This is a genomic window from Polaromonas sp. P3_B1 (assembly GCF_056402935.1).
This window is the reverse complement of record NZ_JBFUGK010000007.1, coordinates 104,197-128,844: the sequence shown is the minus strand read 5'-3', so window position 1 is coordinate 128,844 and position 24,648 is coordinate 104,197. Positions and strand designations below refer to the sequence as shown.

General features: G+C 59.8%; 18 protein-coding genes and 1 pseudogene. 12 read left to right on the top strand and 7 right to left on the bottom strand.

Annotated elements, in window-relative coordinates; all coding sequences use genetic code 11:
• Positions 1-18: 18 nt before the first annotated feature.
• The 3 genes from AC1DXS_RS06200 (at position 19) to AC1DXS_RS06190 (ending at position 3,197) form a co-directional block, all read left to right on the top strand.
• A complete protein-coding gene (locus AC1DXS_RS06200) occupies positions 19-786 on the top strand; it encodes an SDR family oxidoreductase (RefSeq protein ID WP_477736685.1) in 768 nt (255 codons plus the stop codon).
• A gap of 117 nt (positions 787-903) precedes the next feature.
• Entirely contained in the window at positions 904-1,938 is a 1,035-nt protein-coding gene (locus AC1DXS_RS06195; RefSeq protein ID WP_477673625.1) for an L-idonate 5-dehydrogenase, read from the top strand.
• Between the two features lie 11 nt (positions 1,939-1,949).
• Positions 1,950-3,197 (top strand): enolase C-terminal domain-like protein, encoded by a 1,248-nt coding sequence (locus tag AC1DXS_RS06190; RefSeq protein WP_477673626.1) that lies wholly within the window; start codon positions 1,950-1,952, stop codon positions 3,195-3,197.
• Positions 3,198-3,973: 776 nt separating this feature from the next.
• On the opposite strand, the gene AC1DXS_RS06185 is transcribed toward AC1DXS_RS06190, so the two are convergent.
• The gene (locus tag AC1DXS_RS06185; protein ID WP_477736684.1) at positions 3,974-4,447 is read right to left on the bottom strand and encodes an Lrp/AsnC family transcriptional regulator; all 474 of its coding nucleotides are present in this window, start codon (positions 4,445-4,447) and stop codon (positions 3,974-3,976) included.
• On the opposite strand from AC1DXS_RS06185, the gene AC1DXS_RS06180 reads away from it, so the two are divergent.
• From AC1DXS_RS06180 to AC1DXS_RS06170, 3 genes and pseudogenes are all read left to right on the top strand, one after another.
• On the top strand, positions 4,446-5,519 hold the full coding sequence (locus tag AC1DXS_RS06180) for a threonine ammonia-lyase (RefSeq protein WP_477736683.1): 1,074 nt from the start codon (positions 4,446-4,448) through the stop codon (positions 5,517-5,519). The two genes, AC1DXS_RS06185 and AC1DXS_RS06180, sit on opposite strands and share 2 nt — an antisense overlap.
• Before the next feature lie 493 nt (positions 5,520-6,012).
• Positions 6,013-6,393, top strand: a pseudogene (locus tag AC1DXS_RS06175) (IS3 family transposase); the annotation flags it as partial.
• Positions 6,394-6,673: 280 nt separating this feature from the next.
• Positions 6,674-7,609 carry an alpha/beta fold hydrolase gene (locus tag AC1DXS_RS06170; RefSeq protein ID WP_477736682.1) on the top strand — a complete coding sequence of 312 codons (936 nt, stop codon included), beginning with the start codon at positions 6,674-6,676 and terminating at the stop codon, positions 7,607-7,609.
• A gap of 14 nt (positions 7,610-7,623) precedes the next feature.
• Here the strand turns inward: AC1DXS_RS06170 and AC1DXS_RS06165 are convergent, their stop codons facing one another.
• Positions 7,624-7,767 (bottom strand): hypothetical protein, encoded by a 144-nt coding sequence (locus tag AC1DXS_RS06165; protein WP_477736681.1) that lies wholly within the window; start codon positions 7,765-7,767, stop codon positions 7,624-7,626.
• On the opposite strand from AC1DXS_RS06165, the gene AC1DXS_RS06160 reads away from it, so the two are divergent.
• Positions 7,766-9,151, top strand: a complete 1,386-nt coding sequence (locus tag AC1DXS_RS06160; protein WP_477736680.1) for an MFS transporter — start codon at positions 7,766-7,768, stop codon at positions 9,149-9,151. The genes AC1DXS_RS06165 and AC1DXS_RS06160 overlap by 2 nt on opposite strands.
• 34 nt (positions 9,152-9,185) lie before the next feature.
• On the opposite strand, the gene AC1DXS_RS06155 is transcribed toward AC1DXS_RS06160, so the two are convergent.
• The 3 genes from AC1DXS_RS06155 to AC1DXS_RS06145 are packed head-to-tail and all read right to left on the bottom strand — an operon-like array spanning position 9,186 to position 17,147.
• Positions 9,186-12,035: an ATP-binding protein gene (locus AC1DXS_RS06155; protein ID WP_477736679.1), complete on the bottom strand. Its 2,850-nt coding sequence runs from the start codon at positions 12,033-12,035 to the stop codon at positions 9,186-9,188.
• A complete protein-coding gene (locus AC1DXS_RS06150; protein ID WP_477736678.1) occupies positions 12,028-14,877 on the bottom strand; it encodes an ATP-binding protein in 2,850 nt (949 codons plus the stop codon). The genes AC1DXS_RS06155 and AC1DXS_RS06150 overlap by 8 nt, the downstream gene beginning before the upstream one ends.
• A gap of 23 nt (positions 14,878-14,900) precedes the next feature.
• Positions 14,901-17,147 carry a TonB-dependent receptor gene (locus AC1DXS_RS06145; protein WP_477736677.1) on the bottom strand — a complete coding sequence of 749 codons (2,247 nt, stop codon included), beginning with the start codon at positions 17,145-17,147 and terminating at the stop codon, positions 14,901-14,903.
• 299 nt (positions 17,148-17,446) lie between these two features.
• Between AC1DXS_RS06145 and AC1DXS_RS06140 the strand changes: the two genes are divergently transcribed.
• Positions 17,447-18,691 carry a hypothetical protein gene (locus AC1DXS_RS06140; protein WP_477736676.1) on the top strand — a complete coding sequence of 415 codons (1,245 nt, stop codon included), beginning with the start codon at positions 17,447-17,449 and terminating at the stop codon, positions 18,689-18,691.
• A gap of 20 nt (positions 18,692-18,711) precedes the next feature.
• On the top strand, positions 18,712-19,515 hold the full coding sequence (locus AC1DXS_RS06135) for a hypothetical protein (RefSeq protein WP_477736675.1): 804 nt from the start codon (positions 18,712-18,714) through the stop codon (positions 19,513-19,515).
• A 32-nt stretch (positions 19,516-19,547) separates the two neighbouring features.
• On the opposite strand, the gene AC1DXS_RS06130 is transcribed toward AC1DXS_RS06135, so the two are convergent.
• Positions 19,548-20,189, bottom strand: a complete 642-nt coding sequence (locus AC1DXS_RS06130; protein ID WP_477736674.1) for a LuxR C-terminal-related transcriptional regulator — start codon at positions 20,187-20,189, stop codon at positions 19,548-19,550.
• A gap of 346 nt (positions 20,190-20,535) precedes the next feature.
• On the opposite strand from AC1DXS_RS06130, the gene AC1DXS_RS06125 reads away from it, so the two are divergent.
• Both AC1DXS_RS06125 and AC1DXS_RS06120 read left to right on the top strand, forming a co-directional pair.
• Positions 20,536-21,780, top strand: coding sequence for an MFS transporter (locus tag AC1DXS_RS06125; RefSeq protein WP_477736673.1), 1,245 nt, complete (start codon positions 20,536-20,538; stop codon positions 21,778-21,780).
• Positions 21,781-21,870: 90 nt separating this feature from the next.
• Positions 21,871-22,647, top strand: coding sequence for an alpha/beta fold hydrolase (locus AC1DXS_RS06120; protein ID WP_477736672.1), 777 nt, complete (start codon positions 21,871-21,873; stop codon positions 22,645-22,647).
• 361 nt (positions 22,648-23,008) lie between these two features.
• Here AC1DXS_RS06120 and AC1DXS_RS06115 read toward each other — a convergent pair whose 3' ends face one another.
• A complete protein-coding gene (locus AC1DXS_RS06115; RefSeq protein ID WP_477736671.1) occupies positions 23,009-23,704 on the bottom strand; it encodes an MSMEG_1061 family FMN-dependent PPOX-type flavoprotein in 696 nt (231 codons plus the stop codon).
• 115 nt (positions 23,705-23,819) lie between these two features.
• Between AC1DXS_RS06115 and AC1DXS_RS06110 the strand changes: the two genes are divergently transcribed.
• Positions 23,820-24,608 carry an AraC family transcriptional regulator gene (locus tag AC1DXS_RS06110; protein WP_477736670.1) on the top strand — a complete coding sequence of 263 codons (789 nt, stop codon included), beginning with the start codon at positions 23,820-23,822 and terminating at the stop codon, positions 24,606-24,608.
• Positions 24,609-24,648 lie beyond the last annotated feature (40 nt).

Sequence of the window (24,648 nt, the reverse complement as noted above, 5' to 3'; positions counted from 1 at the left end):
CAACGAAACGGAAACCACATGCCCACACTGTTTGACTTGACCGGGCGCACGGCGCTCATCACCGGGTCCGCCCGCGGCCTGGGCTACGGATTCGCGCACGGCCTGGCCGAGGCGGGCGCCAAAGTCGTGATCAACGCGCGCAACACCGAGCAGGTCGCGCAGGCCGTGGCCCAGCTGCGCGCCCTGGGCCATGACGCGCTGGGCCTGCCGTTCGACGTGACCGACGAAGCGGCTGTTGGCGCCGCGTTCGCGTCGCTGGACCAGCAAGGCATAGAAGTCGACATCCTGATCAACAACGCCGGCATCCAGCACCGCATGCCCCTGGTCGATCTGGAGCTCAAGGACTGGCAGCGCGTGATCGACACCAACTTGACCAGCGCTTTCATCGTCGGCAAKCAGGCTGCCAAACGCATGATCGCGCGCGGCCGTGGTGGCAAGGTCATCAACATCGGCTCGCTGACCAGCGAGGCCGCGCGCGCCACGGTCGGTCCATACACGGCGGCCAAAGGCGGTATCAAGATGCTGACGCGTGCGATGGCCGCCGAATGGACCGAGCACGGCATCCAGGCCAACGCCATCGGTCCCGGCTACATGGCCACGGAGATGAACACCGCGTTGTTGCAGAACCCCGCCTTCGACACCTGGGTCAAGGCCCGGACCCCGGCACGCCGGTGGGGCCGGCCCGACGAGCTGGCCGGCACCGCGGTCTACCTGGCCTCCGCGGCCTCTGATTACGTCAGCGGGCAAATCATTTACGTCGATGGCGGCATGCTCGCCGTGTTGTGACGGCACAGCTGTTCCGCCACTTTCCAGGTCTTCATGAACAACGCGTTCGACCGGCTCAAGAACCCCGCCGGCGACATCCATCTGCAGAAGTAAATCTGCGTACAAAGGCACAACACCATGGAAGCACTCGTCATCCACGCCGCCGGCGACCTGCGCGTCGAAACCTTTCCCACCGCCGAGCTCGGCCCCGGCCAGTTGCGCGTGCGGGTACGCTGCGGCGGCATCTGCGGCTCGGACCTGCACTACTACAACCACGGGGGCTTCGGCACCATCCGTCTGCAGGAGCCGATGGTGCTAGGCCATGAGATCGCTGGCGTCATCGAGGCGGTGGGCGACGATGTAACCGGCTTCACTGCGGGCGAGCGCATCGCCGTCTGCCCCAGCAACCCTTGCGGCCAGTGCCGCTACTGCCAGCAGGGTTTGCAGAACCATTGCCTGGACATGCGCTACTACGGCAGCGCCATGCGCAACCCACATGTGCAGGGCGCGTTTCGGCAGGAGATCGTGGTCGAGCCGCACCAGGCGCACCGGCTGGCGGCCAGTGTCAGCGATGGCGAAGGCTCGATGGCCGAGCCACTGGCGGTGGCGCTGCATGCGGTGCGCCGCGCCGGTTCGCTGCTGGGCAAGTCGGTGCTAGTCACGGGTTGTGGGCCGATTGGCGCGCTGGTGATTCTTGCGGCCAGGCGCGCCGGCGCCGCGCATATCGTGGCCACCGATGTCAGCGACCACACCCTGGGCAAGGCGCTGAAAGTCGGCGCCGATGAGGCCATCAACGTAGCCGACGAGCCCGAGGGCCTGGCGCGCTTCAAAGCTGACAAAGGCCAGTTCGACGTGCTGTTCGAAGCCAGCGGCAACGAGCGCGCGCTGCGCGGCGCGCTGGACACCCTGCGGCCGCGCGGCATCCTAGTGCAGCTGGGCCTGGGCGGCGAGATGACGCTGCCGATCAACACCCTGGTGGCCAAGGAGTTCGACCTGCGCGGTGCCTTCCGCTTCCATGAGGAATTCGCCATGGCCGTGGAGCTGCTGAACAAGGGGCTGGTGGACGTGAAGCCGCTGATCTCGGCCACGCTGTCCTACCGTGACTCGGCTCGCGCGTTCGCACTCGCTGCAGATCGCTCGCAGGCGATGAAGGTCTTACTGAACTTTGATTGAGAAAGCATGCAATGGCGACCCTGATTACCGACGTCAAAGTCATCCTCACCGCGCCCGAGGGCATCAACCTGTTGGTGGTGCGGATCGAGACCAACCAGGCGGGCCTGTACGGCCTGGGCTGCGCGACCTTTGCCTACCGGCACCTGGCGGTGCAGTGCCTGCTGGAGCAGTATCTGCGGCCGCTGCTGCTGGGCCGCGACGCCACGGCCATCGAGGAACTGTGGCAGCTGATGCACCAGAACGCCTACTGGCGCAACGGGCCTATCGAGAACAACGCCATCTCGGGCGTGGACATGGCGTTGTGGGATATCAAGGGCAAGATGGCCAACATGCCGCTGTACCAGATGTTTGGTGGAAAGTGCCGCGAAGGCGTACCTATCTATCGACACGCGGACGGAAAGGACCTGAGCGAGCTGTGCGACAACATCCAGAAGTACCAGGAGCAGGGTATCACCCACATTCGCTGTCAAAGCGGTGGCTACGGCGGTGGTGGTTATGGACCGGCACCATCCAACGCCCCAAAGGGGTCACTGGATGGTGTCTACCTGGACAGCAAAAAATACATGCGTGACACGCTCGAATTGTTTGACGGCATTCGCAACAAGGTGGGTTTTGATGTAGCGCTTTGTCATGACGTGCATGAGCGCCTGAAGCCTATTGAGGCAATCAAGTTCGCTCACGAGCTGGAGCGGTTTGACCTGTTTTTCCTGGAAGACGCCATTCCGCTGGAAGAAGGCAACTGGATGCGCCAGCTGCGCGCCAAGACCAGCATCCCCTTGGCACAGGGCGAGCTGTTTAACAACCCTTACGAGTGGAAGTTTCTGATCACCGAACAGTTGATTGACTACATCCGGGTTCATTTGAGTCAAATCGGCGGAATCACGCCTGGCAGAAAATTGCAGATTTTTGCTGAGCAATTCGGTGTAAGAACGGCATGGCATGGCCCGGGCGATATGTCACCGTTGGCTCATGCGGCAAATATTCATATTGATCTGGCGGCCCGGAATTTCGGTGTTCAGGAGTGGTCCGGTACGGAGCCTCCCAATTTTGTGATCCAGGAGTTGAAAGGCCCCCAAGCTGCTTTGCTGGATGTATTTCCCGGACTCCCGGAGTTCAAGAATGGCTATGTCTACGCCAATGACAAGCCAGGCCTGGGTGTGGATCTGGACGAAGTGGAAGCCAAAAAGTACCCCTGTGAAAATGTCATAACAACGTGGACGCAAACCCGACTTGTAGATGGAACGCTTCAGACGCCGTAAGTGTTGTATCCCGCTGAAGTCTGGAGTAAATCCTCGGGCCGGACCACCAGAATCAGATTTCAAGGTGATTACCGGTTGCGTGTTCAAGCATTAGATATAGGCATACCCTATGCTTCGCGCTCTTGGATCCAGTGTGAACCCGCGCCGTAGACCTCATTGCAAACGTCGGCAATGATCTGATAGTCACGGCGTATCTCCTCGGTTGCCGGAGTCCACAGTCCGCCGTCCCTGACCTGGGCTTCGTGATGAACAACATGTGCGGCCCAGCAGAGGCGAATTTCTCTCATGGTCTATCAGAGCGGTTACTTCGGACTAACTGGTGCTCCAACGCAGGCCTCTTCGACTTTGTTCACGCCGCAGCAATCGCCAGCATACTACCCGCAGGATCCGGAGGTGGCAATGGCTGACCGCCGCAAATCGCCGATCAGGTGCAGGTAAAGATGCGTCAACGCGATGTCTTCGACGTACTTCATTTAGTTGTCGAAAATCTTTGCGCAGCCCTGGAATCTTCGACGGACTTTGCTAGGTCAAAAACCGCAGAAAAAGTAGCCGAAAGGTATTCATCTCAAAGGAATTCCGCGACGGACTTTATTCATGGCAGTCAGCTATTCCGTGGGAATAACGTCTGTCGGAGATGGGGGTGCCATGCTGGCGGCAATACGGGTGGTCGGCCATGCCAGCGCCTGTCTCCTTTGCCCTCTCACTCAGGAACGCATTTCAACTGTGTGGCAGATAGAAATTCCACCTACGACGTCGTTGAATTGTGACTACCCCGATCACCGCTCATTGACTGCTACTTGGAGCGCATTCCGGCGCCGATGTGCATCGAGCACGATGTGCGTCGTAAAGCTTCTGACGTTGGCGTCGTGTAGCAGGCATTCGTTGCAGAACACTTCATAGGCCGCGAGGTCGGGCACGATGACGATGAGGACATAGTCAATGTTTCCCGCAACGCCGTAGCACTGTTGAACTTCACTGCGCGTGTCCACCTTTTTACGAAAAGCCAACGTGGCGCGCGCGGATTCGTCGACGAGATCGACCTGCACGATGGCGGTAATGCCTAACCCGATTTTTTCGCAGTCGAGCTCGGCCGTCTCGGCCAGGATAACGCCGGTTTCCCGCAATCTCTTAAGGCGGCGTTGCACGGCAGCAGCAGAAAGGCCGACCTGCGTCCCAATTTGCTCGGCAGGCAAGCGGGTGTCGCGTTGGTAAATTTCGAGAATCTGGCGGTCGAACGCGTCGAGGGTCATGGCGGCGGATGTCTGCAGGAACGAAGGATTGAATGCGGCAAAGCGTCAAAACGAGCGGCTAAATCGCGGCTGGGCACACCGGCCGGGTACGCATACTTTCGGCATGCTTATTATCAACAACTCCCATCGACTTTCCACGCTTAACATCGAGCGTGCCGCCACGCTGATCGACCCCGTATTTCGTGATAGCCCGCAGTTTGAATGCGAGCCGCTGAGTCAGTCGCTCGGCGCATCCTTGCTCCTGAAGGTGGAAACGCTGAACCCTCTACGTTCTTTCAAGGGACGCGGCGCCGATTTTTTCATGCATGAGAACGCGGCGAATCTCGCTGGGCGAATGCTTGTCTGTGCCACGGCCGGGAACTGGGGACAAGCGATGGCCTACGTATGCCGGGCTCGTGGATGGCCGCTGGTCGTGTACAGCGCGACGACCGCCAATCCATTCAAGGTAGAGCGCATGCGTGCGATGGGGACGGAGGTTCGCCTTCACAGTGAGGACTTCGATACCGCCAAGGAAGAGGCTTGGCGCTTCTGTGCTTCTTCCGGTGCCATGTTCGTCGAGGACGGTCGGGAAGTCAGCATTGCTGAAGGCGCGGGAACCATTGCCCGCGAGCTCCTGGCACAGCACCAGTTCGATACTCTGCTGCTCCCATTGGGGAACGGCGCTTTGCTCAATGGCGCAGGTCGCTGGATCAAAGCTCATGCACCGGGGGTGCGAGTCATCGGCGTCTGCGCAGAAGGCGCTGATGCGATGGCCGTGTCGTGGAAGGGGCATCGCCTGATTGAGCGGAGCACGGTCAACACCATCGCAGACGGCATCGCGGTGCGCCGGCCAGTACCGGAGGCGCTGGAGGATATGAAGGAGCTGGTCGACGAGGTGCTACTGGTGAGTGAAGTTGCCATCGAGCGTGCGATGCAGCTGGTATTCCAAAGTGCCGGCTTGGTCGTCGAGCCCGCCGGTGTGGTTGGCGTCGCGGCGGTGATCGAGCACCCATCGCTTCGGTCCGAGCGACTGGCGACGGTGTTGTGCGGCAGCAATCTCACGCTGGAACAAATGCGTCGTTGGCTTTATTGATGCGACAACGGGTCAAACAAGGACGCAAACCGTTGTCCTGAGCATGTTGACAGTCTTTACTTTTGCGTATTTTCCGAAAAAGCAGACAAATGGTATTTTTTACCGGATTGCAAAAAAGTGGAGATTCTCATAGTTTTTTGACAGTCCTTCTTTTTGCAAACAGCACTGCGAGGCTTGGTGGACGCTCACTTCGCGCAGCGAAGTTACGCGGCCACACAAACCCTCTCCCACTACCTGGCCAAATCCGTCACCGTAGAGTGACGGACTTGGGGCGGCGTGGAMCGCCGCCCGGCGCAGCCGCCAGGTTTATTGGTTTGGTGGACGCTCACTTCGCGCAGCGAAGTTATGCGGCCACACAAGCCTCTCCCTCTCGCAATCTTGCAAAAAGCGTGACTGTCGAATGACAGTCACGGTGCGCGTAGCGTGTTGAATTCCGCTGAAGTCTGACCCGAGGGGGGTGCGGACAATAACTTGGACTACCAGGAGGTAGTTCATGTATTCATACGAAGACAGGATTCAAGCGGTCGAGCTCTACATCAAGCTCGGCAAACGCGTCAGGCCAACCATCCGCCAGCTGGGTTACCCAACCAAGAATGCCTTGAAGGGCTGGCACCGGGAATATGAGCAGCGACTCGATTTGCCGGCGGGCTATGCGGGCCGGGAACCCAAGTACTCGCAGGCACAGCAGGAGGCGGCTGTTGAGCACTACCTCACTCACGATCGATGCATTGCCGCCACCATGAGGGCGCTTGGCTACCCCGGTCGTGGGACATTGACCGCCTGGGTTCGCGAGGCGCTTCCTAAGTGCAGGAAAGCCGTAGTGGGCAGCGTTGGGCGCCGAAGATATCCCGAGTCGATGAGGCAGGCGGGGATGCGGATAAAAACTTGGACTGGTTTATGCCGTAAGTCCAAGTAATTGTCCGCACCCCCAATGGGTCAAATTTCGACGGAACTCAACAACAAGGATTCATTAATAGGCCAAAAGGCAGAGATTTTGCTGGCCCAAGCAGACTGGGAAATCCTTGTTCATCCGAAAGATGGCCTGCAAGCAGCTGGGTTAAAGAATGAGGCCTCCTCAATCAATACCTGGACATGCAATGACTGATCCCGCTAACGCAGATCGTTCCTCCCCAATCCCTTTCACTCGCCGCAGCATGCTCGCCAACGTAGCCGCCTTGAGTGGGGTTTCCATCGGTCTGATGGCCACCGCCTCTCCGGCGCGGGCTGCCTCAGTCCCGATTGCCAATGAAGGCCGAGTGCCCGGTTTCGTGGCGCGCAATGCCGACGTCAACGGCACGCGAATTCACTATCGTGTGGGTGGTAGCGGCCCGGCTGTCGTGCTTCTGCACGGCTATGCGGAGACCAGCCACATGTGGAACCCGTTGATGCCGCAACTTGCGAAGACCCATACTGTTATCGTCCCCGACCTTCGCGGCGCCGGCGGATCGGCCAAGCCGGAAGGTGGCTACGACAAGAAGAACATGGCCGTAGATATCCATGAACTTGTGAAATCGCTGGGCATTCACAACGTCGCTGTTGTGGGCCATGACATTGGGCTCATGGTGGCGTACGCTTATGCCGCTCAGTTTCCGGGCGAAACTAGCCGCGTGGTGCTGATGGACGCGTTCTTGCCGGGCATCGGCAATTGGACAAATGTCTGGCTCCTGCGTGATTTGTGGCATTTCCATTTCCACGGACCGACGCCGCTGGCGCTCGTCAAAGGACGTGAACGAATCTACTTCGAACACTTCTGGAACGACTTTGCGGCCAACCCCAAGCGCTCGGTGTCCGAAGCCGACCGCCGCCTTTACGCAAGTGCCTATGCGCAAGAAGGAGGCATGCGCGCAGGCTTTGAGTACTTCAAGAATTTTGAAAAAGATGCCTCCGACTTTGCGGCGCTGGGCAGTGCCAAGCTCACCATGCCCATGCTGGTGCTCTCGGGCGAGAAGGCCGGGGGTACTTTTTTGATCGAGCAAGGCCGGCTCGTTGCGAACGATGTCAAAGGCGTGGTCGTGAAGGGCTCCGGTCATTGGCTGATGGAAGAAGCGCCTGACCAGGTGATCCCTGAGCTGCTGCAGTTCCTGGGCTAGGCACGGATCGTGCGTTAGTGCCAACCAGCCATGGCTCTACGGGAGTCGGCCACGTACCAGATGGTGCACTGAACGGCAGCTTCGGCAAGCTGCGGCTGCTGGTCGGTCAAGACGGTGCGTGTGCTGCTCATCGCAGGTGCTGCGCAGCTGGAGGTCATGGCCTCAATCAATCGCTACACGTTATCATGCGACACCATTGACCGGTACGAATCGAACTCTCCGATGCCATTGACCTCCGACGCAAGCATCACCTCACCTCCAGAACGCATCTCCCGCCTGCAAGTGATTGCGTTGCTGGTTTGTATAGTTGCCTTTGCATTTGATCTGTTCGAGATATCGATGGGCAGTGTTTTGTCCGCCGTTTTTTCAGCGCCGCCTCATCAGATACCGGCTCCGGACCTTGCCTGGCTTCTTTCGTCTGTGTATATAGGCGCCATCATCGGTGCACCCACCTGCGGTTGGCTGGCTGACAGATATGGCCGGCGGCTTGTGCTGGCAGGCTGTCTGGCGTGGCTGTCTCTGGCGTCGCTTGGCGCCGCATACAGTGCGCAGGCGTTGCCGCTTGGAATTTTTCGCGGTCTGTCCGGTGTCGCGCTGGGGGCGTTCCCCCCATTGATGGTGGCCTATCTGGCAGAAATCATGCCGGCTTCGCGGCGGGGCATGCTGTTGTTTATAGTCTCCGCGCTGGCCTTCCTGGGCCCGCCGCTGGGCATCTTTTTGATTCGTGTGACGGCGCCGCTTCAGCCTCTGGGGATGGAATCATGGCGCTGGGCTTTCGTGGCCGGCTCATTGGGAGCAGCGATCACCGCCGTATTTTTCCTGTGGCTTCCCGAATCGCCCCGATGGCTGCGGGAAGGTCAACAAGGACAGTCGCCGGGCCGGCGTTCGGATGCAAGCGCGTCGCGTTGGGCAGCCTCGCCGACCGCCATCAGGTTGTGCTCCCGCGTGAGCGACGGCCCGTCTACCTACCAGACGACAGATTGGAAAACGCCTCGCAGCCGGCATGGTGTGCGTTTGGCTCTGGTGTATTCGCTCAATTTCCTCAGTCCGTGGTTTAGCGTCGGGTTCATTCTGGTGTCGGGTGCTTTGCTGGTACAAAAAGGCTTCCAGCTCTCCGATACCCTGTTGTACATCGCCGTTTCCACCATGGGTCCGACGATCGGCTCATTGATCGCATCCACCGTGGTGGATCATGTGCCACGGCGATTGGTGTTGGCGGTATGCGCAGCAACCATGCTGGTGGCCGGGGCCATATTCTCCGTGAGCCAAACCCTGTTGCCGCTGGCCGCTGCCAGCCTGCTTTTCAGCATTTGCTTTGCTTTGTACGTTCCAGCCTTGAACTTGTATGTGGCAGATCTGTTTGCCACCCGCGTCAGGGCCTGGGCGATCGCCACCGCGTGGACTTTCAACCGCGTAGGTGCCGCGTTGCTGCCATTTGTGCTGCTGCCGGTCCTGAAAAGCGCTGGGCCCGTCGCTATGTTCTCAATCATTGCCGCTGCGCTCGTTGCGACCCTGGCGCTGCTGAAGTTTGATCCGATCTGAGCCAGGTGGGGGGGCGATCCTCGGCGGCAAGAACTCAGTTGGATGCGGATCTCTTTTGCGCCAGCTCGGCCAGCAACGATGCCGAAACTCTCAGGTCTCCAGTGCCATGCCCTTCCTGGAACCGCGCGTAAATTGCCGCAAGCGCTTCGTGTGCCTGCTCATACCTGCCGCTCAGGCCCCAGGCCCGCGCCAGGCTCATTGTCGCGCGCAGCTCCCAAGCCAGCGCGCCTTGCTGCCTCGCCAACGCTTTGGCCTCTTCCAGTAGCAAGCATGCCGGCGCAAATGCTGCAGCGTCACCGGATTGYAGCAATGCCTCTGCCTGACTCCTCAGTGCCTCGGGAGCACACCACCCGAGCGAGCCGGCACGTACACGCCTGAGCGTGTCCTGCCCCAGCAAGGCGGTATTGAAAGTACACAGGTGGTCGCGCATCTTCGCGCTGGACGACTCCGTGGCCTCAACCAGGCTTTGAAGCCGGGAAGATATCCCGCCGTCGGTCTCAACAGCAAGACTGAAGGCCGTCTCCCACTCCTGCCAGAAACTGAAATTAAAGCTGCGCGCCACTTGTCGGAGGCAACTTAGCCTTGTGCGCGCCGCCACCATATCCCCTCGCCATATTGCGATGGGAATGGCCGCGAGCGCATAGACCTGGCAGAGCACCGCCGAATTGTCATCGTGGGTCAGAGCCAGGGCCTGTTGAACAAGTTCCTCGGCCTGCTCCGGCATCCCCATGATCCATCGCTCCCGGGCCATGACGATGCGGATCGAAACACCCATCGCCACATAAGACCCGTAGTATTTAATCGGAATTCCGAGCGCCTGGTTGGCGTACACATACTGGATCGGTTCTACCGCTTCGGCGTACCGACCCTGAAAATGCAGCGACTGCGCCAACATCCTGGAGCCTATCAATTTGCATACCGGATCCGTTGCAACCACTGCCACACGAAGCATCTCCCGTGACCAATATTCACTCTCCATGTACTCGGCCATCTGGAGCGCAATGCTGAAATGTACGATCATGGGAGCAGCGGCCAGTTCAGGCATGTCGGCAGCGTGCGCCATGGCGATAGCCCGGTTCAAACGCTCTGCATGCACTTGCTGGTCCCGGGGTAGCTTGTGCGGCAGTAATAGCGGAATGGACAACAGGCGTATCACGGTCTCTGGGTCGGCGTCAGGTATTCGGGGGAGGGCTTCCACCGCTTTGTTGGCCCATTCGTCATACTCCAGCAGCAGTGTGGTCTGGGTTCCCAGGGCGACTGCCGACAAAGCCAATTCCAGGCTGAGGCGAATGTCACGCTGAGAGGAAAAAGCCCAATTTGAGGCGGCCCGCAGGTCGTCGGCATAGAAGCTGTAGGTTCGTCGCCATTCTTGCCTCGGTAAAGTCGTCCATACCTTTTCGGCATCGCGCAGGACATCGCGCACATACAACGCATGTTGCCGTGCCACTGCGTCGTGTTCGGAGCTCAGGGCCAATTTTTCCCTCGCGTAAGCGCGGCTGGTATCCAGCAATCTGAGCACCGCATGGCCCCGAGCGTCGCTGCTGGCAAGCAACGACTTGGCTATCAGGTTCAGTATGGTTTCGGTAATCTCGTCGGGGTCGTCTTCCTGGAACGAGACTACCCGACTGGCTGCATCCAGATGGAAGCCTCTTGGAAAGATGGCCAGCCGGCGAAACACAGTCTGCTCCAGCCCGGAGAGCAATCCGTAGCTCCAGTCCAACATGCGGGCCAATGTCCGGTGTCGCTCGGGTCCTCGATGGATGGGGTTGGCAAGGGCCAGTAAATGTATTTGCATCTGCCCCACAAGCGCTTCGGTTCCCAGGGTGGGTGCGTAAGCCGCGATCAGCTCGATCGCCAGTGGTATGCCATCCAGCTGCCGGCATAAGGCCACCGCGGATGCAACGTTGCCGTCCGTTAATTGGTAGTCTGGCGCACTCCGACGCGCGGCCTGGGTGAATAGCTGAATGGCCGGGAAGTTCAACGCTTCGTTTGCCGACAGATGGTTCTCGATATCGGGCAAACCCATCGGATCCAGACGGTGCAGGCGCTCACCGAGCGACTTCAGCGGCTCCCGGCTGGTCGCGAGGACATGAACCTGCGGGCATGCCGACAAGATTTTTTCGACCAGATTCGCCACGGGTCCCACGATGTGTTCGCAGCTGTCCAGCACCAGCAACAGATGCTTTCCGCGCATCAGATTGATCAGGACCGTCGCATCCGAAACCATGTCTACTTCCATGGCCGAGGCGATGGTGCCTACCAGCAGCCGCGGTTCCGTGATGGGCGCCAAGTCGACGAAACTCACGCCATCGGCGTAGCCTGTGCTCAACAGTTGCGCAGTCGCAATGGCCAAGGTCGTTTTTCCCAGCCCCCCCGCTCCCAGGACGGTGACCAGTCGGTGCTGAGACAGCTTGGCGGCAACTTGGAGAATGGCCTCTTCGCGCCCGAACACCGGTGCTCGCCTCGCGGGTAGGCGCGATGACCGGTGTGAGGCGGTCTCAGGCCCGTCGACGGCCTCCACCCCCACCGAAGCGGGCAACACCAGGCTGAATCCTTGTGCGGGATGGAAAGCGATGTAGCCCGCAGCCGGAGACAGCGCTTTCAAACGCCTGTTAAGCCCGGCAATTCGGGACCACAACCGGTTGTTGCTCCCCGCAACCAAAGCGCCCATGTGCGTGGCCAGCGCGGATCGGCTCACCGCTTCGCCAGACTCCTCGACCAGGATGGACAAGATCGCCAGGTCCCCGCCGTCCAACGCCAGCAATTTCCCGTCGAAATGGAGTTCGCCCGCGGCGGGAAACCACTGATAGAGTCCATAGGCGGCGCCATCGGCAGCACCACCGGCGGCAGCCCCGCGGCGGTCGATATTGTTGCGGTCAGGCATGCTGTGCAACGCTGCTCGCCAGTTGCGACTCCAGCTCACGCATCAGCAACCGGGCTGCGGTGTGGTCTGCGGTCTCGGCTCCTTCCGAAAACTGATTCAAGGTTCGCGCCAGAAGCGCTTGACCTTTGTCCAGGTTTCCTCGAAAGCTCCACAACCTGGCCAGACTGTGCGCACAACGCAGTTCCCACGACAAGGCGCGTTGCTGTTGTGCCAATTGCAAGGCTCGGTTCAGAATGGCCTCGGCCTCATGGATTCCAGAAGGCCCCGATTTCCTGTACAGGCTCTCAGCCTGCGCGCGCAGGACTTCAGGCGCGCACCAACCAGCCATGCCGCTTTCAGCGCGGAGCACGCTGTCCGCCGTCACCAGATCAGTACACAGCGTGGCCAGCATGTCCGAGCTGACCGGGTTGGACGAATCTTTCAACGCCGACAGCACGTCGTCGGCGTCCATGGGACGCCGATGCATGGCCCAGCCCATGTGCAAAACGCGGTGCCACGCTTGCCAATAGCTCTGTGAATAGCGCACGGCATACTGTCCCAACGAGCCTAGTAATAGTTCGGCCCGGGCGTCACCTCGCCAAATGGCAATCGGCACCGCTGCGAAAGCCATTGCGTAGGGGTAGGCCGATGGGTGTTCATGGACGCTTAACTCGACGGCGCGCTCCGCCACCGCGACGGCTTGGTCTGCGAGCCCCTGGATCCAGAGGATGCGCGCGAGCATGATGCGCATGGAAACTTGCGGGGAGATTTGATGGTAATACCGGCTGGAGGGGTGGTCGACGGGATCCTCCAGTACGCGCTCAATGATCGCTCGAGCTTGTTGGTGTTCACCAAGGTAGTGGCAACTGAGCATCATGAATCGGTCCGACAGCAGCTTGGCGGAGGGGTCATAGGGATGCTCGGCTATTTGGCCAATGCGTGCGGCGACCTCCTTGGACCTTCTGTAGTCTCCAGACCCGAACGAGCGGGTGCACATGCTGTAGAGCGCCTCCACGGTATAGCGCGGCGAGTTGGTCTCCTCGATCAGCGCAGTGATGCGGGTGAAGATTTCCTCCTGGCCGGCAGCACTGCTGACCGCCAGGCTGTTGGAAAAACACAAAGAAGCAAGCAATCGCAATTCAAGGACCGGGGGTAGTGCGGCCACCCGTCTCATGGCTTCCATGGCAACTTTTACGCGGGCCAGATGAATGTCGAAATTGTCCAGTTCGTAAGTTAGTTCCAGCGCGGCACATGTCAACATGACGCCGAGAAGATCGTCACCTCCGGGGGAAAATGCCCAGTCGAGCCCGGCGCGCACGTCGTCCTGGCACGTGCCGTAAATGGCCATCCATTCTGACCGCGGAATTTCGGTTTTCTTCATGCGGGAGCGATCAAGGAATGCTTGAAAGTGTTGCGCATGGCGGCGTGCAAGTTGCCGGGCTTCACCGCTGCCCTCGAGCTTTTCTTTCGCATAAATGCGCGTTGTCGACAGCAAGCGGTACTGGATGACGTTTCCGCTGGTGTCGGTGACCACGAGCGACTTGGCCGCCAAGCTGGCAAGGCTATCGATGACGTCCGACGGCCCGACGTGATCGAACGAAACAACGCTGATGGCTGATTCCAGAGCGAACGACGAGCTGAACACGGACAGGCGCCGCAGCACGATACGCTCGAACTCATTGAGCAGGTCGTGGCTCCAATCGAGCAGCGCCTGCAGCGTCTGATGACGGGGCAGCGCGGTACGGCGCCCCCGGCGCAGCAGCCTGAACATGTCATCCAGTCGATTGACAAGGCCTCGCAGGCCAAGGCTGTCGATGCGACCGGCAGCCAGCTCAATAGCCAGCGGCATACCGTCCAGTTGCTGGCACAGATGGGCCACCAGCGGATAGTTATCGGGAAGCACGGCAAAGCGATCGTTGTCAGCGGTGGCACGCTCGATAAAGAGCTGCAGCGCAGGGTACTTGATGGCCTGCTCAAGGCTGTCGGATACCGAAACATCCGGCAGGCCAAGTGCGGCCAGCCGGTATACCCATTCGCCCTCGGATTTCAGCGGCTCCCTGCTTGTCGTGAGCAGATGGATGTCAGGTGCGCTTCTGGCGATATGCTCGGTCAGTTGTGCCGCACCGTCGATCACATGTTCGCAATTGTCGAGGACGATCAGCATCCGGCGTTCGGCCAGGTAGGACCGCAACGCGAGCAATGGGTCCCTGGCTGGAAGCGAGATTCCCAGGACGGAGGCCAGGGTGCTCGGAACCAAGGTGGCGTCGGTGAGGGGCGCGAGGTCCACGAACCACACACCGTCGACGTAGTTGGCCAGCCGCTCTTCCGCAACCGCAAGCGCCACGGTGGTCTTGCCCATGCCGCCGGCCCCCACGATGGAGACAAAACGCCTGGCCTCCAGATGTTTGTGCAGGTCGAACACTGCGTCGGATCGCCCTATGACCTTGGACAGCCGAACCGGCAGGTTATGCATGACCGCAGGAGCAGCCTTGGGCGCAGCTTCTGCGCAGGGCGAAGGCTCCATGGCATGCTTGATGGCCATGACAAAGCTGTATCCACGGCCAGGCACGTTCAGAATGTAGCGCTCACTGACGCCGCCATCGCCGAGCGCTTTTCGCAGTGCGGAAATATGCACGCGCAGACTGGTGGCTTCCACCACCGTGCGGGGCCAGACATAGGACTCCAGTTCCTCGCGGCTGACGACATCGCCGGCCCGGTCAACAAGGACGATCAGCAAATCCATGGCCCGGCTTCCCAGCCGAACCGGCTTGCCGGCTTCGATCAGCAGCTTACGGTGTGGATAAAGCAGGAACGGGCCGAACGACAGTGCTGTATCCGGGGAAGTAGCGCGTGCGTCTGTCATGGGAATTCCTGAAGCGATAAGCCCTAGAAACTGTATCTTGCGGTCAGCAAGGCGGTCCGTGGAGCGTTATAGAACACCGAATCGACCCCTGCCGGAGCAATGCGGGTGCGTACGAGAGCATAAGTCTTGTTCAGCAAGTTCTTGATCCTGAGCGACACACTCCATCGCCCGTTCGACTCGGTGTAGGTGGCATCCACATTGACATAGGTCTGCTCCGGCGACTTCAGATCGGGCGTGTTTGCCACGTCGGTGAATTGGGGTGCGGTGTATTGCACGCTGCCGGTCAGCGCCAAGGCCCCGCCACCTGATATGGGCACCACGTGACGCAGGCTGGCACTCAATGACACATGAGCCGCATATGGCAGGTCGTTGCCGGTGAAGTTGCTGGCAGCAGCTCCGGTGGGGTTTGCAAATTGATCAAAGCGCGCTTGCAGAAATTCAGCCGCCAGTGTCCATTGGGTTTGGCGCGCCAGCTGGCCGGCCAGTTCCACATCCAGGCCGTAGGTCTTGGCCCTGCCCGCATTGACCAGCACGGGATCCGTTACCACCACCCCGTTGACAACGCTGTTGGACAGCGAAGCCAGGTAGTCCCGGTATTGGTTGTAGAACAACGCGGCGCTGGCCGTGAGCTTGCCGTCAAAGAAGCGCCCCTTGCTCCCCAGCTCATAGGTGGTCACGCGCTCAGGATTGGCAGCTACCTGCGCGGACAGCAGGGACTCGGCCGCGCGATTGAAGCCGGCAAATTTTGCGCCTTTGGTGTAACTGCCGTAGAGGAATATGTCGGGTGTCCACTGATGCTCAAGGCTGATCCGGGGCAGCAGGCCGCTTGTCGAGGTAGACAGGTTGCTGGCGTCATACACCTGTGTCGTTCGCACCTGTTGAGCCTGCGTCAGCCAGAACCGGTTGGACCCGGTTTCCCGGGTGTGATATGCGCGCAAGCCCATGGTGAGTGCCGTTTGCGCTGAAAATGCATGCCGGAGCTGGCCATAAAGGCCGACATCGCGTGTCTGCTGATACGTCTGTGCTTCGGTGTATCTCGTAGCCGGTGCACCGGGCGGTGTCACCGCAAGAAAACGATCGAATGCGAAATTGTCTGCGATAAACATCAGCCCTACCGTCCACTGGTTTACGCCGGCGTCGCGCTGCAACTGCAATTCTTGAGACAACGTCCGCTGTTCCACGGTCTGGGACAATGTGTACCGCTGCACGGCGAGTCCGCCGAAGTCGGCCACTGTCGGGTCATCACGGTAGCCGCGTAACGCCGTGATGGACTTGAACACGGTGTCCGGGTTGACTTGGCTGGTGATCTTCAGTGACGTACCGCCTGCAATGCGCTTGAAGGCGCCAGCGTCCACCGCAGTAAAAGTGACGCGTGGGGCTGCTCTTGGATCATTCAAAGGAAAGTTCGATGTGTTGGTGTCCGACGTGTCTTTCAAACCGTCAATAGACCACACCACACTATTTCCGCCGGATGTCTGCCATCGGAATTTCGCTCGAAATTGCGTGGCGTCCAGCTTGTTGACGTCTTTATTCAGGGTGGCGTTGTGGCCAAATCCATCGTTGCTGCGGCGGGAGAATGCGATGCTGGCGGTTGTCGGCTCCTCGGCCGTTCCGCCTATGGCGCCGGTTGCAAAGCCACGGACCTCTCTCGCTCCCTGGCTGCCAAAGCCCGCGGATAACCAAGCCGAGCGTTCAGCAGTGGGATCGGCGGAGATGAGCTTCACCGCGCCGGCCGTCAGATTTTGGCCATACAAGGTTCCCTGCGGCCCGCGCAGCACCTCAATGCGTTCCATGTCCGGCAGATCCCACAGGGCATTGGCATAGCCGCGCACAAGCGGCACATCGTCGACGTAGATCCCCACGGCCTGGCTCATGGCCGGCAATGACACGCCGACCCCACGGATGCCCACTGCCTGCGGCTGATTGCTAAAGCCATTCGGCACTGCGACGCCAGGTACAAGCGCCACCAAGTCACTAAGTTGGGCTACGCCCTTGGCCTCGATCTCGGCCTCGCCCACCACGCCCACAGACATCGGCGTTTTGCGCAACACGGTTTCGCGGCGCTCAACGCTTACCACCACTTCCTTGAGAGATGAAGTCGCTTCTGAATCTTCGACCGGCAAGCCCTGTGCATTGACTTTCGTCAACCCTGAGACCAGTAGTAACGGAGTGAGCAGTCCCGCTGCCACATTTCTGCACGCCCGATATGTTCTTTTTTGCATTTGAATTCCCGCCACGATGGCCCATTTTCGGCACTGATCCAGAATCATGCAGCGCTGCATTACGTGCAGTGTGAATCGTTGTGAATTTGATTTGGAAGCGGCTCAAACGGGTGTCGTTTCGGGCGATTCGAAGCATTTCCGCTGCGAAAGGTTGTTAAAGAACAACACCGTTTGCAGCCGCGACGTTCCCGCTACTGCCGAGACCGCTCCATCCAAAAGAGGTAACAAAAAGGGGCCTCTTGGCCGATAGACCTGGCCGGGTCGCGCGAGAGATAGTTGCCTGGCGCGGATGGCTGAAGGCCGCGCAGTTCTCAACGCATTTCATCCACTATTTGTAAAAGGCCGATATGACATTCAAGCCTCTACTAGTGCTGGCAGCTATGGCGCTGCTATCTCACGTAAACGGGGCGCTCGCCAGTGAGCGCATCGCTTCCGCCGCCAAATTGACCTTTGGCGATGCGAGCACTCTGTTTATTGCGGATTGGAAGAATGGGCGCATTCATGCAGTGACCGTTCCGATCTCTACCGCAAAGGCGGACGCCCCTGCGCCCTTCAATCTAAGCGACATCCAAGGGCCAATCGCCGGCGTGCTGCGCGTGAGCCGCAGTTCGCTTCGGTTTGAGGACATGGTGGTGCAGCCTGGCACCGGCCTTGCGTACGTCGCAGTGACCATTCAACAGGACAAGGCGACGACCAAACCCGCAGTGGTGACGATTAACTCCGCGGGCAAGGTTCAAAAGATTAATCTGGCGAATGTCGCCCAAAAGTCCACTCCAGTGTCCGCTTCAGTTACCGACCTTCCAGGCGCAGACGCAAATTTCTGGCGTACCTTGCCGTATCGAAGCCTGACGGTTACTGACATGAAGTTCTACGAGAACAAACTGTATGTCGCGGGGCTGTCTAACCAGGAATTCGCATCCACGCTGCGTGTATACGACTACCCATTCACCGGCAAGCCTTCAGCTACGACGGTTGAGATTTATCACCCCGTCCATGATCAGATCGAGACGCGGGCGCCCATTCGCGCTATGACCATCATGTCACTGTCGGGTGTGCCCACCTTGGTGGCCGCTTATACCTGCACGCCGCTCGTCACAATTCCATTAACCGATCTGAAAGCCGGCATGCACATTACCGGCAAAACCGTGGGTGAACTCGGTTGGGGAAGCGCGCCGACCGACATTGTCACGTTCAGCGCTGGAGAGGAAAACTATGCCCTGATCACCAATAGCAGCCGCGCCGCAGACTTGCTTTCGTTTTCGGTAATTTCAGATGCCGCCGCCAAGCCAGGGTTGAACACACCCATCAAATGGCCGACAGAGCCTTATCTAGGGGCCAAGTCAATCATGGTGCCTATGAGCACCGTTATGCGGCTGGACAACCTCAATAAAGAGCTTTTGCTGGCGCTTCGGCGCGATGAGGCATCGGGGCGGATGCAATTGGTATCCATTCCCAAAGGCGCCTATTTGCGTTTGAGCGATTTTGTCAATGAGTACGACTTCAAAGATTACAAATACCCGCCTAACGACAAGTGGAGCGGTTACCACAAGTATTTCCGTGCCATCGAAGGTTTCCCCGAGTTGTCTCAGTGAGAAGAAGGGCGGGGCAGCTTATGAAAGTGGTGTTCGCATCAGCATTGATCATCGTCACTGCCACGATGTGCGGAGCTGTGAGCAGTGCCCCGACGATACTGCCGTCGGGTGAAAGCGTGCCTGAAAATCTCTTGCGGATTGAACTGGTATTAGACAGGCCCCTGGGAGGTGTGTTGGACATTTCCCGCGTTTCGCTGGCGGATGACAGGGGAAATCCAATAGCTGGCGCTTTTTACGACATCCCGCTGGCCAGCCCAGACGGGAAGCGAATTGCCATACTGATGCATCCCGGGCGCGTCAAAACGGACGTTGGCCCCAATAGGCAAGCAGGCTTGGCGCTTCGGAACAGTCAACGCGTCACCATGACCATTGCCGATCCCCAGCTTCCTCGTCCAATAAGAAAATCGTGGAACATAGCACCTGCTATTCGTGCCCGGCTCGATACCCAGGCGTGGCGGCTCCTATTGCCCAAGCCTGGCGGTCGCGAGCCTCTGGAAATCCGGTTTCCTGCTGCGCTGAATGCGAACGCCAAGGACCTGATTGCGGTGTCAGCCTCGGATGGACGGCGCCTGGAGGGGCGCGCGACCTTGTCACAGGGGGAAAGGCATTGGCGATTTCGACCCAAAACGGCTTGGAAGTCCGGTCACTTCCAGGTACGGGTGCATGCAAGTCTCGAGGACCCTCAGGGCAATCGTATGTGCGCGGCCTTCGAACAGGCCGGGCAAAGCGCGATCGCCTGCGACGAAGATGCCCGGATTCCTTTCGAGCTCATCAATGAGACGGCGCGACGGGGATTCCGAAAATTGCGGGAGATCTCAACATAGGCGCCTGCCGGGGAGCGCTACCGACGCCTCCACTAGGCAGAAGTTGGCACCCTCGGCGACGCGGCCACGTCGGCCGGCGAAGATGACAGCAAACCCCGCCGTTCAGCCAGCTTTGCGACCTCTGTTCGGCTCTTGGCTCCGAGCTTTTCAAAAATCGTCTTGAGGTGCGACTTGACGGTGCCGACTGCGATGTCGAGCTCGCGGGCGATCACCTTGTTGCCGCAGCCTTCAACAACAAGGCGCAAGACCTCGACTTCCCGGTTGGTCAAAGTCGCATGTGCCATGCTGTCCGCCAGACGCCGAGCCGCAGGCGCGCACAGGTGGCGCATCCCGCGGTGCACGGTCCGAACCGCGACCATCAGTTCTGGCAGGTCGCACCCATGAACCAGGTAGCCTCGCGCGCCTCGCTCCAGGGCTGTCCTGATCTCCCACTCGCTTTCGCGAGCGGTCAGTATCAGTACTTTTTGGCGATAGGGGGAGGCGCTGCCCTCCGCCTTGGCCTCGTCGATAAGCTGCAGGCCCCGTTCGTAATCTGCGACGACGACGTCGGCATTGGCTTCGCCCTGCGGCACCCAGGCCAGATCGGGCTCTTCGCCAAATGCCGCCTTAAGCCCGGTGCGCACCAACGGGTCGCTGCAAAACACCTGCACCCCGATCCTGAGGGAATTAAGCATGGTCTGGCTCCACGGTTCCTATCGGCGGGCGAAATGCACGCCGGTGGTGTAGCCGATGATCGTTCCTCTCCTTGCCGAGAGGAAAGTGAATTGCTGTGAATTCCATTTAACGCCCTATGCGGAACACCACACGGTGTGAATTTGTGTGAATGCAACCCGCCTGAGCGCGCGACTTCCTTGCATCACGCCGGCAAGCGCGGTAACTCCTCCAAAAGGAGGACGCGTACATCTCCCATTACGCCGCCATGAAGGCCTTGTTTCCGGGAGATGCGACGACTTGAGCCCGTCCGTATTCTTCAATCAAACCACTAACGCTTCAGAAAACGGCCACCACGGACGACATTCAATGAACAAGCCGAGCACATTCACCTCGAGCTCGCCGATTCCGGTCGGCAAGCGGTCCTCCATGGCCATCTACGCGCTGACGATAGGCGCCTTCGGGATTGGCACGACAGAGTTCGTCATCATGGGTTTGCTGCTTCAGCTAGCGGCAGACATGCATGTCAGCGTACCCACGGCGGGGCTGCTGATCTCCGGCTACGCATTGGGCGTTTTTGTGGGTGCTCCGGTACTGACGGCGTTGATGAGCCGTGTGCCGCGCAAGAAGGCTCTCCTGGTTTTGATGGGGATCTTCACACTCGGGAACATGGCCTGCGCGCTGGCACCCAACTACGCAGTGCTTATGGTCGCCCGCGTGATCACCTCACTTGCACACGGAACATTTTTTGGCATTGGCGCTGTCGTAGCCACGAGCGTGGTGTCGGCAGATCGCAGGGCGGCAGCGCTGTCAACAATGTTCACAGGGCTCACGGTGGCGACCCTCCTGGGTGTGCCGGTTGGCTCCTGGCTCGGGTTGCATTTTGGGTGGCGTTCCACGTTTTGGGCTGTATCGGTCATCGGCCTTGCAGCGATAGCCGTCCTTGCCATTTTTGTGTCGGCGAAAGAGGCTGGTTGCGGTAGCCGCGTGTCGCTACGTGAGGAATTCACGGTCCTGGGACGAGCTCATGTGTTGCTGGGACTGGGGGCGACCGTCTTCGGCTTCGCTGGCGTGTTTGCAGTTTTCACGTATGTTCAGCCCTTGCTGACGCAGGTCACGGGATTCGCGGAGTCGCAGGTCTCAGTGATTTTGCTCATGTTCGGCGTGGGCATGGTTTTTGGGAACGTCATCGGTGGTCGCTTGACAGACCGCGCACCGGTACGAATGCTGCTTGGGTCGCTGGCGGCATTGGCCGTCATCCTCGTGTTGATGGGGTTCGCCATGGAAAACCGTGTGACCGCAGTCCTTTTTGTCGGACTGCTTGGCACAGGAGCGTTTTCTACCGTGGCGCCACTACAGCTGCGAGTGCTGAACAAGGCGCAGGGGGCCGGGCAGAGCATGGCTTCCAGCCTCAACATCGCTGCGTTCAACCTCGGAAACGCCGTGGGAGCATGGCTGGGTGGTGCGGCCATCACTCAAGGAGTCGATCTGGCGCACCTTCCATGGGTGGCCGCAATATTGACGCTGTTTGGCTTGGCCCTGGCCGCCTGCAGTGTTCTAAAGGAGCGAACTTTCGATCTCAAAAGATTGCCTTCGGGCGTAGCAGCCGGATAAGCCGCTAAGCGCCGCCGCGCCTAAATCGACCGGCCTTGACTGTTTCATCAACCGCGCTGACGAGTCGGCGCATTTTCCAAAGGAGATTCCATGTTCAAGTTAATCCCGCGTACCCTTGCGGTCGGCATATTGGCCTTCTCGGCCGTAAGCGCAGGGGCCGCCGGCCCCAAGCCGACGATCGTCCTTGTCCATGGCGCTTTTGCCGGCTCGTCCAGTTGGAATGGCGTCGTTGCGGAGTTAACCAGGCAGGGCTACCCCGTCGTTGCAGCAGCCAACCCCTTGCGCGGCGTGGCAAACGACGGTGCGTACGTGGCGTCGCTGATGAAGTCAATCGCCGGCCCGGTTGTGCTTGTCGGGCACTCATACGGCGGCTCGGTCATTTCGGCCGCAGCCAATGGTCTCGACAAGGTCAAAGCACTCGTGTTCGTCGCAGCCTTCGCGCCCGCCCAGGGTGAGAGTGCACTGGCCTTGACCGGGAAATTCCCGGGTTCGACGCTGCCCCCAGCCCTGGCTGCACCAGTGCCACTGCCCGACGGCGGTGAAGACCTTTACGTCCAGCAAGAAAAGTTCCCGCAACAGTTCGCAGCGGACGTTCCCCTCGCCGAGGCCAGGGCCATGGCGGCCACGCAGAGGCCCGTCAAGGCAGCGGCCCTGCAGGAAGCTTCTCCCGCGCCGGCGTGGAAGTCAATTCCCAGCTGGGCCATTTATGGTACGGATGATCTGAACATCCCGCCAGCAGCGATGGGCTTCATGGCCGAGCGTGCCCAAGCCAAGAAGACCGTGGTGGTCAAAGGCGGATCCCATGCGCTGATGGTTTCGCATCCCGCAGAGGTGGCTGCACTCATCCAGGAAGCAGCGACAAACTGACGTCCATTGCAAGTTGTGTCTGAATAACGTTTTGCCGCTGAATTTTCGGCAGGGGTTGCAGGCACGAATCTGAATCCATGCATTTCAGAAGGGGTCCGCCGCTGTTTACGACTTCAGGTTCGTTAGTTGTAAATTCTCAACGCCGCGGACCCGCATGGATCCTCGGCCCCTGTTTACGACTTTAATTGCTCAGAATAGCACTGCGAGGCTTGGTGGACGCTCACTTCGCGCAGCGAAGTTACGCGGCCACACAAACCCTCTCCCGCTAGCTGGCCAAATCCGTCACTGTCGAGTGACGGACGTGATCACCACAAGCCCCGCAATCTCGCGAGGAGCGCAACTGCCGAATGCCACCCAGCCTTCAGTACAGGTCATTGCGCACGGATTGATCGTAGTGGTTGTTGATCTCTTTCACCTGCGCGTCATCGAGCTTGCTGGAGGCGTCGTGGAGCTGGCCGATGGCCGCAAGTACGTCACCCACGGTGGGGAGCGTGTCGCGGTCCAGCCTTGAGCTGTGCTCCCAAAGCTGGGCGCGATTGACGGCCTTGCCGCAGTGGAACAGCACCTCGTCGATCTGCACGACGGTTGCCGTTTTCGGCATGCGCATCCCTTCGCGAAGATCGGACAGCAAGTCCTTGTCAGTAGAGATGCGTCCCCGGCCGTTGATACGAAGGAATATCTCCAGCCCCGGAAATAGAAAAACCATTGCCAGCCTTTGGTCGCGCTGCAGGTTTCGCAGCGATTCGATCCGGTTGTTGCCTGGCCAGTCGGCAAAAGCGACGGTGTTCTCGTCCAGTACGTGAACGAATCCGGGTGGGCCGCCGCGCGGCGAGGCGTCCAGCCCGTGTTCGCTTCCCGTGGCCAGGCAAAAGAAGGTGGCTTTACGCAGGTAGGCCTTGTGAAAGTCGACCAGATGGTCAAGCACTGCACGCTGGATTCTTTCTGACGGCGGCGCGTAGAGCGCATCGAGATCAGCTTGCGGCGCTTGAGGGCCTGGTTGCTGGAGCTTCGTTGGGGTCGCGTCCTGAGTGGGCGATCCGGCGTCTTGTGCATTCATGAGATGGCCTTCTTAAAAGAAGTAGAAGAAGTAGAAGAAGTGGAAGACCCCAAGCCTAAGCAGTGTTGAGTGGCTCCCGTAAACTGTATCGGCCATTCAATATCTCAAATCAGCCATGCATGACCCCATGAGCCACCTGGACGACTACATCAACCTGGCAGGCGGCCCGGTGCTCTTTGCCGCGGAAGGTCGCCATGAGGATGAACTGGCGGCAGAGCCGCATCACCATGCGCGCGGCCAGCTTTTTGGCTCTATGCGCGGTTTGTTGTCTGTGGGGGTGCAGGAGGGGGTCTGGCTGGTGCCGGCGATTCACGCCGTGTGGCTACCGCCTCGCCACATCCATTCCGGGAGCACCCATGGGCCTTTTCACGGCTGGAGCGTGTATGTGGCGGAGTCCGCGTGCGGCGATTTGCCGCCACAGCCTTGCACCATCCGCTTGTCCGGCCTGCTGCGTGAAGCGGTGCTTCGCGCTGCGCATTGGCCTGTCAGTCCCAGTGAGCCGCTGAGTGGCGCGCAGGCGCATGTTGCCGACGTGATCCTGGACGAAATCCGGACACTGCCTGTTGAGCCGCTGGGCTTGCCTTTGCCGAAAGACCCGCGCCTGCAGCGGGTCGCCCGTGCGCTGATTGCGGACCCGGCGGATGATCGCGACCTGGCGCGTTGGGCGGACTTCGCGGCCGTGAGCACGCGCACCTTGACCAGGCGCTTTGTCGCCGAGACGGGCTTCAACTTCACCGAATGGCGGCAGCGCGCCCGCATGATGCGGTCGCTTGAAATGCTGGCGGCGGGCGCCGCCGTGACGACGGTTGCCCTGGATCTGGGCTATTCCACCGCGAGCGCCTTCATCCATCTTTTCCGGCGCACCTTTGGCGAAACCCCCGCCATATACAAAGCCCGCCTGTGACGCCGCTCTGGCAAGCTGATGCGCGAGCAGTGCAAGCCGC